Origin of the sequence: Planococcus sp. APC 3900 (genome assembly GCF_030407735.1) — a bacterium.
GTDB lineage: Bacteria > Bacillota > Bacilli > Bacillales_A > Planococcaceae > Planococcus > Planococcus notacanthi.
Genome location: NZ_JASDCT010000006.1, coordinates 224,138 through 236,686, shown reverse-complemented (window position 1 = coordinate 236,686; position 12,549 = coordinate 224,138). Strand labels below are relative to the sequence as shown.

Here is a 12,549-nt window from a genome sequence, read left to right as displayed (position 1 = left end):
CGATGGTAGTTGGGGGTCTCCCCCTGTGAGAGTAGGACGTCGCTGGGCTATTCTATGTTTACTTTTTGTACCTGAATGATTCTTTTGCCTTGCTTCCATAGCTCAGTAGGTAGAGTGCTTCCATGGTAAGGAAGAGGTCACCGGTTCGAATCCGGTTGGAAGCTTTTGTTCTTTTTAAGAGTTTCTTTGCAGAAAGTTAAACAGTTTTTAATTAAGGCCCCTTGGTCAAGCGGTTAAGACACCGCCCTTTCACGGCGGTAACACGGGTTCGAATCCCGTAGGGGTCACCATTTTGGAGGATTAGCTCAGCTGGGAGAGCATCTGCCTTACAAGCAGAGGGTCGGCGGTTCGATCCCGTCATCCTCCACCATTTTTTTCGAAACAGCATACGGTGGGGTAGCGAAGTGGCTAAACGCGGCGGACTGTAAATCCGCTCCTTCGGGTTCGGCAGTTCGAATCTGCCCCCCACCACCAGTTTTCTTTTAGTTATTGGGGTATAGCCAAGCGGTAAGGCAACGGGTTTTGATCCCGTCATGCCCTGGTTCGAATCCAGGTACCCCAGCCATTTTTACTATGAGCCATTAGCTCAGCTGGTAGAGCATCTGACTTTTAATCAGAGGGTCGAAGGTTCGAATCCTTCATGGCTCATTTTTTATTTTCCTTGCGCCTGTTCAGCGCGGGGCCTTAGCTCAGCTGGGAGAGCGCGTCGCTGGCAGTGACGAGGTCAGGGGTTCGAGCCCCCTAGGCTCCATTGTTCCATGTGTATTTGTACTATCCATGTGTAAAAAACCCGTATCCATTAACTTGGATACGGGTTTTTTTTATTTTCCGACGTATTCGGATTGTGGGCGGAAAATGACGTTGTCCTGCTGCTGTTCCAAGGCATGTGCGGTCCAGCCGACAATGCGGGCAACGCTGAATGTCGGAGTGAACAGCTGCGTCGGCATGGCAATCGACCGCATGATGGCGGCTGCGTAAAATTCCACATTGGTGTAGAGGGCGCGTCCTGGTTTGCGTTGGTTCAATTGTTCAATGATGCGGGTTTCAGCCGCAACGGCTAAATCCAGCCAGGCGTCTTCGCCTTGCAGTTCCTGGCATTTTTTCCGGAGGATCACGGAACGGGGATCTTCGGTCCGGTAAACCCGGTGGCCAAAGCCCATGATTTTCTCGCCGCGGTCGAGTTTGTCTGCGATGACGGCATCGATGCGGTCTTCGGTTTCTATTTCATCCAGCAGATCGATTACGCCGGATGGTGCACCGCCGTGAAGTGGGCCTTTCATAGCACCGAGTGCCGAAGTGACTGCAGAGACAAGATCGGATTCAGTGGAGATGGTGACGCGTGCTGCAAATGTCGAGGCATTCATGCCGTGCTCCATGGTCAGCTTCAAGTATGTTTCCAAGGCTTCGGTTTGGGCACTGGTCGGCTCTTGGCCGTTGATCATCCACAAGTAATTGGCGGTATGCCCCAAGTCGTCACGCGGTGCTGCAGGGTCCTGTCCATTTTGAAATCGGTAAAAACAAGCAGTCATGACCGGCAAGGCAGCAGTCAGCGCAACAGCTTGTTCCCGGGAAGGCAAAGCGGTGAAAGCCGCATGCGTATAGGCCGAAACCAAGGTGCGCATGGCGTCCATCAAAGGTGTTTCTTTTGGCAATGCCTGGGCAATCGCGATGATATGTGCAGGCAGTTTCCGGTAGCCAATCATTTGCTGCTGCAGCTGTTTCAGCGATTCGGCATCCGGCCATTCCCCGTACCATAGATAATAGGCAGTTTCTTCAAACGAGCGATTTTTAATCACTTCATCCACCAGTTGGCCGCGATACCGCAACTCTCCTTTATCTCCATCTACAGAAGCAATAGCTGTCTGAACCGCTACAATTCCTTTCAACCCTTTTTGGAACATAAGAAATTCCTCCTTTTCTTTTAGTTTACCCCCGTGGATTGATAAAAAAAATTAAAGATATATAATTAGAATAATTAAAATTATTAATTGAAATGGGGAATGTCATGGAAGTCCAGTGGTTGAGAACCTTCATGGACGCATCCGAAACATTGAATTTCAGAATGACATCGGAGCGGCTGATGATGTCACAGCCCAGTGTCACGGTCCACATCCGTTTATTAGAGGAAAGCTTGGGGCTGCTTCTCTTTATACGCAGCAATAACCGGGTGTCATTGACCGAAGAAGGCCGGCATTTTAAAGAACGGGCCAGCAAAGTGCTGGAACAGCTGGACGACAGTGTCGAAGAACTTCATTCATTTGCGCAGGGCTATCGAAAAAAGTGGATTTTGGCCATTTCCCCTTTGATGGCGGAAACGATTTTGCCTTATGTGCTGAAGTCATTCACAGCTGAGCATCCCCAAGTGGAATTGGTGATCCGCGTGGAGGAATCCGAACAGATTGAAGCTTTGGTGGAAGAGGGAGAAGTATCCGCAGGCATCTCTGCTTTGCCGCCTCACGGGCGCAGTATCGCTCAGCATGTGGTTTATGACGATCCGTTGTTGTTCATCCTGCCGCGGGACGCTTATGACGATGAGACAGGGCCGGCAATTTCCGTCGAGAAGGCGCTTCGGACCACGGTGCTGTTTTCTCACCATCATCCGTTGTTTTGGGAAGAGCTATTGGAGCAGCTGAGGCTTCATGTCCCGGGCCTCCGGACAATGAAAGTGACACAGGCTCACATTGCCAAACGTTTTATTCAGGAAGGGTTGGGTGTTTCCTTTTTGCCGAAATCGATGGTCCGGCGGGAACTGGTGGAAGGACGACTAATGGAAGCCCATTTTGACTTGTTCCCATTGCCGGTAGCATCGACTTACTTTTTAACAAAAAAAATGCGAGAGCTTGAGCAGGATTTTCTGCAACGGATCCAATCAGTGTATTTTATTTAATAGGGGGAAATCGGCATGATTATAGAATCGGATGGCATTCGTTTGCGGTTGTTGAAAAGAGAAGATTTTGAAGCACTATGGGCTTTGTATACGCCGAAGATCTTCGAATATATGCTCAATAAAGTCGAGGTTTTTGAAGACATGGTGACGTGGCTGGAAGCCGGATTGAACCAGTCAAATGTGCTGATATTTGCGGTGGAAAATCCACTGACGGATGAAATCATCGGCACCACACGCATATATGCAATTGATGAAACCCATAAAAGCTGTGAAATCGGTGCCACTTTTTATGCACAATCGGCGCAGCGGACGCATGTCAATACAGCAGTCAAACGGGCATTGCTCAGTTATTGCTTTGAAGAACGCGGCATGATCCGTGTGCAATTCAAAACGGATGCCGAAAATATCCGGTCGCAGAAAGCGATTGAACGCATCGGCGCTGTAAAAGAAGGTGTCATGCGCAATGAACGCATCCGTTCAACCGGCAAGCCAAGAAATGCCGTGGTTTATTCAATTATCGATAAAGAATGGCCAAAAGTTAAAAAAGACTTAGCAAAAAAAGTGAATAAATATACCTGATTTTGTACGGTTGAGCCAATGAGACCTTAGCGGTTACAATGAATCTATCTTGCTAAGGGGGTATAAAATAATGAATAAATTAAATATATCTATTATCGGCGTTCCAATGGACCACGGTCAAAATCGCCGTGGTGTCGACATGGGACCAAGCGCTATCCGTTATGCGGGTGTCGTAGAACGCATTGAAGAATTGGGCCATCATGTAACGGATGAAGGGGACATCCAAATCGGCCTGGCAGACGGCAGCGTTGATACATCAACAAATTTACGCAACTTGAAAGTGATCACTGAAGCGACTGAAGCGCTTGGAGATAAAGTATTTGAAGTGGCAGAAGCGGGCAATTTCCCGTTGGTGCTGGGCGGCGACCACAGCATTGCCATCGGCACGCTTTCCGGAATTTCGGAGCGCCACGAAAACCTGGGCGTCATCTGGTACGATGCACATGCAGACATGAACACCAGCGAAACGTCGCCATCCGGCAACATCCACGGCATGCCGCTTGCTGCAAGCTTTGGGCATGGCCACGAAAAGCTGACGAACATCCGTGGCTATTCACCAAAAGTAAAACCTGAAAACATCGTCATCATCGGAGCCCGTTCAGTGGATCCCGGTGAGCGCCAATTGATTAAAGAGCATGGCATCCGTGTTTACAGCATGCACGAAATCGATAAAATGGGCATGAATGCGGTTATCGAAGATTCCATCCGTTATTTGAAGGAAGAGCGCAAAACGGACGCAGTCCATTTGTCGCTGGATCTGGATGGCATCGACCCGATGTACACACCAGGCGTCGGGACACCGGTTCCGGGGGGCATCAGTTACCGTGAAAGCCATTTGGCGATGGAAATGCTGTTTGATGCAGATATCATCACTTCTGCTGAATTTGTGGAAGTCAATCCGATTCTGGATGAGAAAAACCGCACAGCTGATGTAGCTGTCGCATTGATCGGCTCTTTATTCGGTGAAAAATTACTGTAATCCAAGACAGGCGAAAGCCTGTTTTTTTTATGCCGTTAAACAGGAAACTTTTCACTTATCAAAAACGTCACAAAATTGGTTGGATTTATTTGGGTATTGTCTGATACGATAGAATAAGGAAAAAATAATTGAAACCTTTAGAGACAACGGACGTATATAAAGTACAGCCGCATAGGCGGAGGGAAATGAGATCATGGATGCGTTAGTCAATAAACGAATAGCTAAAGTATTAAAAGGCGATCAGAACGCATTCGCCGAAATCGTGGAGCTTTACCAAAACCAGCTGTATCAGATCTGCTACCGGATGCTTGGCAACAAGCAGGAAGCGGAAGATATTGCGCAGGAAGCTTTTATGCGGGCTTATGTAAATATCCACACGTTTGACCAGAATCGGAAATTTTCGACATGGCTGTACCGCATCGCCACCAATCTGTGCATCGACCGGATCCGCAAGAAAAAGCCGGATTACCATTTGGATGCTGAAGTGCGCGGGACGGAAGGCTTGAACATGTATTCGAAAATTGCCAATGATGACGAGCTTCCGGAAGAAGAATTAATGCGGATGGAAGTACAGGAGCGGGTACAGTACGAGATAAGTCGCTTGCCAGATAAGTACCGTGCCGCTATTGTATTAAAGTATATTGAAGAATTGCCGCTGGCGGAAATCAGTGAAATCCTTGATTTGCCGTTGGGTACGGTAAAGACGCGTATACACCGAGGAAGAGAAGCTCTTCGCAAGCAATTGAGCAATTTGTAGGAGGCGAGCACGATGAATGCGTGTCCGGAAAATGTGCTTCATCTAATGGACGATTACCTGGATGGGGACATCAGTCAAAACGATGAACGACAACTGAGAGAACACCTGGAGAGTTGCAGCGACTGCAGAAAGCTGTACCAGGAATTAAGCAAAACCATTGCATTTGTCCAAAGTGCATCACATATACAAGCACCAGCCGACTTTGTCCAAAAGACAATGGCGCGGCTGCCGAAAGAAAAACAGCGGGCGGGTGTCCAGCGTTGGTTCAGAAGACATCCGATGCTGGCAGCTGCCGCATTGTTCTGTGTGCTCATGAGTGCCGCGCTGTTCACGAACTTCAACGACGACCAGCAGTTTGCTTTTACCAAGCAGCCGAATCTGGTGGTTGAAGGACAGACGGTGGTCGTCCCTGAAGGCGAGAAAGTAGTCGGCGACCTGACTGTGCGCAATGGCGATTTGCGTGTGGAAGGCGAACTTGAAGGGAACGTCACCATCGTGAACGGCCAGTACATGGCTTCAAGTGGTGTCATTACCGGTGAAATCGAGGAAATCGATAAAGCTTTCGAATGGCTTTGGTATACCATCAAAAACGGCTTCAAGGATGCAGCCGCTATTTTTGATGCAGACGGCACCCAAACAGAAGAGTAGAACCCATCCTCCTAAAGGATGGGTTTTTTCTATGAAGGCAAGCCCAATTCACTTATGATATACTGAATGCATATGCAGATGTAGAAAAGCGAGGGTTGCAGATGCCTTTTTTGGAAAATTTAACAGACCAAACACCACTCGAACTTCTAGGAAATATCATAGATATTTTATTAGTTTGGTTCGTTATCTATAAATTGATCACTGTCATCAAAGGAACGAAAGCCGTTCAATTGTTGAAAGGGATCTTTGTCATTATCATTGCGCGCCTCGTAACACAAGCACTCAACCTGGAAACGCTCGGCTGGATTATGCAGCAGGTCCTCGAATGGGGGTTCCTGGCCATCATCATCATTTTCCAACCGGAACTGCGCCGTGCACTTGAACAGCTCGGCCGCGGCAAGCTATTCTCCAGCAGTACCTTGAATGAGGAGTCCGAACGCAACCGGTTGATCGAAGCAATGTCCAAATCCGTCAGCTATATGGCGAAACGGCGAATTGGGGCGTTGATATCGATCGAGCGCGAGACCGGTTTGAGCGAATACATCGAGACGGGCATTCCGATGAACTCGGATATCACGTCTGAACTGATGATCAATTTGTTCATTCCCAATACACCGCTGCACGATGGAGCGGTAATTGTCCAAAAAAACCGGATTGCTGCAGCGGCTTGTTACTTGCCGTTGTCTGAAAGTCCGTTCATTTCAAAAGAGCTGGGAACCCGCCACCGTGCGGCTCTTGGCATCAGTGAAGTGACCGACGCGATCACCATTGTCGTATCGGAAGAAACAGGCGCCATCAGTTTAACAGCGAATGGCGATTTGCACCGCAATTTGTCACTTGAAGACTTCGAAGTAAAGCTGCGCCGGATCTGGTTTGGTGCAGAACAGCAGGAAGTCGCTCCGGCCTGGTGGAATTGGAGGGGGAAAAAGAATGGATAAGATGATGGACAATCGCTGGTTTTTACGGATTACGGCGCTGCTGTTAGCCTTTCTATTATTCTTCTCGGTACAGGCGGAAGACAGTAACACGGGAACGACGGATACCAGCCGCGTTTCGGAAGTGATTGAAGATGTGGAACTTGAGGTATACCATGATAATAGCCTGATGGTCAGCGGTGTGCCGAAAACAGCAGACCTGCATTTGAACGGCCCCGTCAGTATTGTTCAGACGGCCCGGCAATTAGAAGACTTCACCTTGTTTGTGGATTTGCGCAACTTGCCGGTGGGAGAGCATCAGGTCCCAATCCAAACGGAAAACCTGTCTGAACAATTAAATATCCGGGTTGATCCGGCGTTCGTCAATGTCGTGATTGAAGAGCGGGTATCGCAGGAATTCCGCATCGATCCAGAAGTGAATGAACGGATGCTGGCGGAAGGTTTTATCTTGGAAAATGTGTCTGTTAAACCGGAAACGGTGACAGTTACAGGTCCGAAAAGCATGATCGATGCCATCAGCTTCGTGAAAGCGACGGTTTCGGGCGAACAGGGAGTGAAGGAATCCTTTACGACTGCCGCGCGTGTCCGTGTTTTGGCGGAAGATTTGACGAAGCTGGAAAGTGCCGAAATCGAACCGCAGGAAGTTGAAGTGGACGTCGATGTGATTGAATACAGCAAACTGGTGCCTGTGAGGCTCGAGCCTACCGGGGAAGCCCGTCCTGGCATCACCATCAACGATTGGAATACAGCCACCGAAGAAGTCCGGATTTTTGGCCCGAAAACGGTGGTGGATGAAATCGCCGAATACGTGATCGAAGTCGATGCGGCAGACGTGACGGCTGAAGATGCCACATTAGAAGTAGAACTGGCGATTCCATCTGGAACTTCCGGCGTTTCGCCAGGGCAAGTCTCGGTGAAGGCGGAAACCGTGATCGATGAAGATGCATTGCTTCCGGAAGGTTCCGGAGCTTCCGGAGCTTCCGGCAATTGAAAGCATAAAGTTTAAAATAAAAAAAGCGAAAGCTTAACTAAAAAATCAGAGTTACATGATTGAAGGAGCGAAAAGTAGAATGGGAAAATATTTTGGTACAGATGGAGTGCGGGGAGTCGCCAATAGCGAGCTGACACCTGAATTGGCTTTTAAATTAGGACGAATTGGCGGATACATTTTAACGAAAAGTGCGAAAGACAAGCCGAAAGTGCTGATTGGCCGCGATACACGGATTTCAGGTGAAATGCTGGAAGGCGCACTTGCTGCCGGACTTCTTTCTGTAGGAGCTGAAGTGATGCGCCTCGGCGTCATCAGTACACCAGGCGTCTCGTATTTGACGCGTGTCATGAGTGCTGAAGCGGGTGTCATGATTTCCGCTTCACATAACCCGGTGGAAGACAACGGCATCAAATTCTTCGGCTCAGACGGCTTTAAATTGTCCGATGCACAGGAAGCCGAAATTGAAGCATTGCTTGATAGCGAAGAAGATCTATTGCCGCGTCCGACTGGAGGCGACCTTGGCAGCATTACGGATTATTTCGAAGGCGGCCAGAAGTACCTTCAGTACTTGAAACAGACAGTCGATGAAGAATTCGACGGCATCCACGTGGCACTTGATTGTGCGCATGGAGCGACTTCTACACTGGCAACGCATGTATTCGCGGACCTGGATGCAGACATTACATCAATGGGAGCTTCACCGAATGGTTTGAACATCAACGCAGGCGTCGGTTCTACACATCCAGAGAAATTGGCGGAATTGGTTCTTGCGAAAGGCGCAGACATTGGGCTTGCTTTTGATGGCGATGGCGACCGCTTGATTGCAGTGGACGAAAAAGGCAATATTGTCGATGGCGATCAGATCATGTATATTTGCGCCAAACATCTTCACTCAGAAGGCCGCTTGAAAAAAGGCACTGTAGTTTCGACGGTCATGAGCAACATGGGCTTCTACAAAGCTTTGGAAACTCACGGCATGAAGAGCAACAAGACAGCTGTCGGTGACCGTTACGTAGTGGAAGAAATGAAGAACAATGATTACAACCTGGGCGGCGAACAATCAGGTCACATCATTTTCCTTGATTACAACACAACAGGCGATGGCTTGTTGACGGGCCTTCAGCTTGTCAATATCATGAAAATCACCGGCAAGAAATTGTCGGAGCTGGCTTCTGAAATGACCATCTATCCGCAAAAACTTGTTAATATTCGAGTGACGGATAAACATGCGGTGACAGACAATGCCAAAGTGGCAGCTGTTATTGCCGAAGTTGAAAGCGAGATGGCCGGCAATGGCCGTGTGCTGGTGCGTCCATCCGGTACAGAACCATTGGTGCGCGTCATGGTGGAAGCAGCTTCTGCAGAAGACTGTGAAAACTACGTGGAACGCATCGCAGAAGTTGTGCGCAGCGAAATGGGCTTAAACTAATCGAATGAAATACTAGAGAGGCCGTAAGCATTCTTGCTTGCGGCCTTTCTTTTATTTATAGCCTAACATTAAAAATAGTAAAAGGAAGAAGAACCAGTTAACGGAAAAAACTACTGAATTAGACCTAAATAACTATCTGCTTTTATTGACGGGATTGTGTGGAGCCTGTATGATGGTAGAGTCGGTTTACGACCGCACCAAAAGGGGGAAAGAGAGTAGTGCGAGGAAAACAATTACAGCGCCTGTACTGAAGAAATCGGACGGACCAGTCATCTTTAGTAGACGAGGAGAAGGAGTATCGAGATTTCGGCGGATACCTTCCGGCCGTGAAGCCCGGTCGTTATGTCCATTCTTAAAACAGTCGAGTGATCGATTGGACAACAAGGTGGATGGGCTCAAGCAGAAGTGTTTGAAAACTTAGCAAACACTCTATTTGGATTTTAGAAAAACGGAGGAATTAGACTATGTGTGGAATTGTTGGATATATCGGAGAAAATGATTCAAAGGAAATTTTATTGAAAGGCTTGGAGCGCTTGGAATACCGCGGTTACGATTCAGCAGGAATTGCTGTCCGCAACGGCAACGGCGTAACGGTCTTTAAAGAAAAAGGACGCATTGCAGATTTGCGCGGCGTTGTGGAAGAAGAAGTAATGGGCACCACAGGAATCGGCCATACACGCTGGGCAACACACGGCAAGCCGAACCGCGCCAATGCTCACCCGCATCAGAATACATCGGACCGTTTCACGATCGTCCATAACGGCGTAATTGAAAACTACCACCACATCCAACGCGATTACTTGGCAGGAGTGGAAATGGAGTCGGATACGGATACAGAAATCATCGTTCAGCTGATCGGTAAATTTGTGGAAGAAGGCCAAACAACACAGGAAGCTTTCAGCAAAGCTCTTACCTTACTGAAGGGTTCATACGCGATCGCGTTATTGGATGCAGAAGAAGAGCAAACGATTTTTGTTGCGAAAAACAAAAGCCCGTTGCTAGTTGGACTTGGCGAAGATTTCAACGTCATCGCATCAGATGCAATGGCTATGCTTCAATTGACTGACCAGTTTGTTGAATTGATGGATAAGGAAATCGTCATCGTCCGCAAAGACAGCGTGGAAATTTTGACGTTGGAAGGCGAAACTGTAAGCCGTCTGCCTTTCACTGCTGAAATCGACATGAGCGATATCGAAAAAGGGACATACCCGCATTACATGCTGAAAGAAATCGACGAGCAGCCAGCGGTTGTCCGTAAAATTGTTCAAGCTTACCAGGACGAAAACGGCAAATTGACCATCCAACCGGAAATTCTGGAAGCGATGCAAGCTGCAGACCGCATCCACATCATTGCGGCTGGAACAAGCTATCATGCAGGATTGATCGGCAAAGAATACATCGAAAAACTAGCGGGAATTCCGGTTGAAGTGCATGTTTCAAGTGAATTTGGCTATAACATGCCATTGCTGTCGGAAAACCCATTGTTCATCTTTATCTCCCAATCAGGGGAAACAGCGGACAGCCGCCAAGTATTGGTGAAAATCAAAGAGATGGGCCATGCTTCATTGACAATCACGAACGTTGCAGGATCTACGTTGTCACGCGAGTCTGACCATACCTTATTGTTGTATGCAGGCCCTGAAATTGCAGTAGCTTCAACAAAAGCTTACACTGCACAATTGGCAGTATTGTCTATTTTGGGTGCAGTAACAGCAGAAGCACGCGGCATCGACATTGGCTTTGACCTGGTTCAGGAACTGGGAATCGTTGCGAATGCGATCCAGGCACAAGTGGATTCGAAAGAAGAAATGGAACAGATTGCTGCAGACTACTTGTCTACAACACGCAATTGCTTCTTTATCGGACGCGTTATGGATTATTTCGTTGGACTTGAAGGTTCATTGAAATTGAAAGAGATTTCATACATCCAGGCTGAAGGCTTTGCCGGAGGCGAGTTGAAGCACGGAACGATCGCTTTGATTGAAGAAGGCACACCGGTTATCGCGCTTGCGACACAAGAAGCGGTTAACTTGAACATCCGCGGAAACGTCAAAGAAGTAGCGGCACGCGGCGCACACACTTGCATCATTTCAATGGAAGGCTTGCAGGAAGAAGGCGACAGCCTGGTTCTTCCGAAAGTCAACGAATTGCTGTCACCGCTTGTATCGGTTATCCCGATGCAATTGATCAGCTATTACGCAGCGCTTCACCGCGATTGCGACGTGGATAAGCCACGTAACTTGGCGAAATCAGTAACAGTTGAATAAATAAAGTTTTAGATGAACTATGCAGCACCCCTTCAGATTTGGAGGGGTGCTTTGTTGTTTGCTTGGAATTCTTTTCTGCTGGAGCAGTCAATATGATTTCAATATACTGCTTTATATAAACGGACAAAGAATTTACAAAGAATAGGCTTGTATTTTCTAACCCAAACCCTGCCAAATGGTATAATTAATTCAACATAAAGAAAAAGGTGTGAAATAGATGTCGTCGTTTAATGATTTTTCCCAATACATAAGTGAAAACGCTGAAACGTTATCAGCGGAAGTGGTTGAATCAGTTGTCCAGGAGATGAAGCTGGACATTCCTGAGTGGGAAAAAGAACAGGCTACCCAGATGTACGTGGAGCTGCTTGGATTCTTTGGTAAATTCCTTCGAGAAGACCGTTTTGAAGTTCCAGAATCGTTGATCGAGTGGAGCAAAAAGAATGCCGAAATGCAGGTGGCTTCGGGAGGCAAGATCTCGGAAATCGTCGTTCGTTATCCGGCGACACGGCAGGTCTTTTCAGAGCTCTTCACGCGGCTTAGCCTGAAGTTCGGATTGACGGTCGTGGAAAATGCCAAGGCAACCAGAGACATCAATGCTATCTTGGATGTTAGTTTAAATGAAACCTTCTATGCTTTTGAGCGGCTTTCTGAACGCTATCAGGCGGAAACCCAGATGGAACTGCTTAATTTGTCTGCGCCCATCGTTCCGGTTCTTGAAGATGTAGTGGTGTTGCCGCTGATCGGTGTGATGGACAGCTACCGGATTGCTCATATTATGGACAATGTCATTCCAAGAATCGCGGAGAAGAATGTCCAACACGTCATTACGGACTTTTCGGGAGTCTTGACCATCGATGACCAAATTGCACAATCACTTCAGCAAATCGGCAGTACGCTGCAGTTGATGGGGATCCATGTCATCATTGCGGGATTGCGTCCGGACCTTGTCCAGACCATCGTCCACAGCGGAATCGATATGCTGGATACGGACGCCTATGCAACAGTCAAGCAGGCGCTGGAAAGTGTTAAATAACTGAATTGGACAAAGGCGCATCCCCCGTTTATCCGGTGGGATGC

Annotated in this window: 11 protein-coding genes and 7 tRNA genes; 17 read left to right on the top strand and 1 reads right to left on the bottom strand. The window is 48.0% G+C overall.

The window, feature by feature from the left end; translation table 11 throughout:
- Nucleotides 1-91 precede the first annotated feature (91 nt).
- From QMA04_RS13920 to QMA04_RS13890, 7 genes are all read left to right on the top strand, one after another.
- Nucleotides 92-164 (top strand) — tRNA-Thr (locus QMA04_RS13920).
- Between the two features lie 51 nt (nt 165-215).
- A tRNA-Glu gene (locus QMA04_RS13915) sits at nt 216-290 on the top strand.
- A 4-nt stretch (nt 291-294) separates the two neighbouring features.
- Nucleotides 295-370, top strand: a tRNA-Val gene (locus QMA04_RS13910).
- Nucleotides 371-390: 20 nt separating this feature from the next.
- Nucleotides 391-474: transfer RNA gene (locus QMA04_RS13905), tRNA-Tyr, on the top strand.
- Between the two features lie 16 nt (nt 475-490).
- Nucleotides 491-565 (top strand) — tRNA-Gln (locus tag QMA04_RS13900).
- A gap of 10 nt (nt 566-575) precedes the next feature.
- Nucleotides 576-648, top strand: a tRNA-Lys gene (locus QMA04_RS13895).
- A gap of 30 nt (nt 649-678) precedes the next feature.
- Nucleotides 679-751: transfer RNA gene (locus QMA04_RS13890), tRNA-Ala, on the top strand.
- Between the two features lie 70 nt (nt 752-821).
- Here QMA04_RS13890 and QMA04_RS13885 read toward each other — a convergent pair.
- Nucleotides 822-1,901 (bottom strand): citrate synthase/methylcitrate synthase, encoded by a 1,080-nt coding sequence (locus tag QMA04_RS13885; protein WP_290186481.1) that lies wholly within the window; start codon nt 1,899-1,901, stop codon nt 822-824.
- 104 nt (nt 1,902-2,005) lie between these two features.
- Between QMA04_RS13885 and QMA04_RS13880 the strand changes: the two genes are divergently transcribed.
- The 10 genes from QMA04_RS13880 to QMA04_RS13835 all read left to right on the top strand — a co-directional run bounded on the left by QMA04_RS13880 (nt 2,006) and on the right by QMA04_RS13835 (nt 12,505).
- Nucleotides 2,006-2,887, top strand: coding sequence for a LysR family transcriptional regulator (locus QMA04_RS13880; RefSeq protein ID WP_290186479.1), 882 nt, complete (start codon nt 2,006-2,008; stop codon nt 2,885-2,887).
- Between the two features lie 15 nt (nt 2,888-2,902).
- Entirely contained in the window at nt 2,903-3,466 is a 564-nt protein-coding gene (locus QMA04_RS13875; RefSeq protein WP_191715105.1) for a GNAT family N-acetyltransferase, read from the top strand.
- A 70-nt stretch (nt 3,467-3,536) separates the two neighbouring features.
- Nucleotides 3,537-4,445 carry an arginase gene (rocF, locus tag QMA04_RS13870; protein WP_191715106.1) on the top strand — a complete coding sequence of 303 codons (909 nt, stop codon included), beginning with the start codon at nt 3,537-3,539 and terminating at the stop codon, nt 4,443-4,445.
- A gap of 193 nt (nt 4,446-4,638) precedes the next feature.
- Entirely contained in the window at nt 4,639-5,202 is a 564-nt protein-coding gene (gene sigW / locus QMA04_RS13865) for an RNA polymerase sigma factor SigW (RefSeq protein WP_191715107.1), read from the top strand.
- A gap of 12 nt (nt 5,203-5,214) precedes the next feature.
- The gene (locus QMA04_RS13860) at nt 5,215-5,850 is read left to right on the top strand and encodes an anti-sigma factor family protein (RefSeq protein WP_290186476.1); all 636 of its coding nucleotides are present in this window, start codon (nt 5,215-5,217) and stop codon (nt 5,848-5,850) included.
- Between the two features lie 101 nt (nt 5,851-5,951).
- A complete protein-coding gene (cdaA, locus tag QMA04_RS13855) occupies nt 5,952-6,788 on the top strand; it encodes a diadenylate cyclase CdaA (protein WP_191715109.1) in 837 nt (278 codons plus the stop codon).
- Complete coding sequence (locus tag QMA04_RS13850; RefSeq protein WP_290186473.1) at nt 6,781-7,776, top strand: CdaR family protein; 996 nt, start codon at nt 6,781-6,783, stop codon at nt 7,774-7,776. The genes cdaA and QMA04_RS13850 overlap by 8 nt, the downstream gene beginning before the upstream one ends.
- Before the next feature lie 79 nt (nt 7,777-7,855).
- Entirely contained in the window at nt 7,856-9,205 is a 1,350-nt protein-coding gene (gene glmM / locus QMA04_RS13845; RefSeq protein ID WP_191715111.1) for a phosphoglucosamine mutase, read from the top strand.
- Between the two features lie 464 nt (nt 9,206-9,669).
- Nucleotides 9,670-11,472, top strand: a complete 1,803-nt coding sequence (gene glmS / locus QMA04_RS13840) for a glutamine--fructose-6-phosphate transaminase (isomerizing) (protein ID WP_191715112.1) — start codon at nt 9,670-9,672, stop codon at nt 11,470-11,472.
- 217 nt (nt 11,473-11,689) lie between these two features.
- Nucleotides 11,690-12,505, top strand: coding sequence for an STAS domain-containing protein (locus QMA04_RS13835; RefSeq protein ID WP_290186468.1), 816 nt, complete (start codon nt 11,690-11,692; stop codon nt 12,503-12,505).
- The last annotated feature ends 44 nt before the right edge of the window (nt 12,506-12,549 follow it).

Bases quoted from the DNA above. Each gene is read 5' to 3' on its own strand.
- QMA04_RS13880 (WP_290186479.1), top strand. From the start codon at position 2,006: ATGGAAGTCCAGTGGTTGAGAACCTTCATGGACGCATCCGAAACATTG.
- QMA04_RS13860 (WP_290186476.1), top strand. From the start codon at position 5,215: ATGAATGCGTGTCCGGAAAATGTGCTTCATCTAATGGACGATTACCTG.
- glmM (WP_191715111.1), top strand. From the start codon at position 7,856: ATGGGAAAATATTTTGGTACAGATGGAGTGCGGGGAGTCGCCAATAGC.
- QMA04_RS13885 (WP_290186481.1), bottom strand. From the start codon at position 1,901: ATGTTCCAAAAAGGGTTGAAAGGAATTGTAGCGGTTCAGACAGCTATT.
- QMA04_RS13875 (WP_191715105.1), top strand. From the start codon at position 2,903: ATGATTATAGAATCGGATGGCATTCGTTTGCGGTTGTTGAAAAGAGAA.
- rocF (WP_191715106.1), top strand. From the start codon at position 3,537: ATGAATAAATTAAATATATCTATTATCGGCGTTCCAATGGACCACGGT.
- glmS (WP_191715112.1), top strand. From the start codon at position 9,670: ATGTGTGGAATTGTTGGATATATCGGAGAAAATGATTCAAAGGAAATT.
- cdaA (WP_191715109.1), top strand. From the start codon at position 5,952: ATGCCTTTTTTGGAAAATTTAACAGACCAAACACCACTCGAACTTCTA.
- QMA04_RS13850 (WP_290186473.1), top strand. From the start codon at position 6,781: ATGGATAAGATGATGGACAATCGCTGGTTTTTACGGATTACGGCGCTG.
- sigW (WP_191715107.1), top strand. From the start codon at position 4,639: ATGGATGCGTTAGTCAATAAACGAATAGCTAAAGTATTAAAAGGCGAT.
- QMA04_RS13835 (WP_290186468.1), top strand. From the start codon at position 11,690: ATGTCGTCGTTTAATGATTTTTCCCAATACATAAGTGAAAACGCTGAA.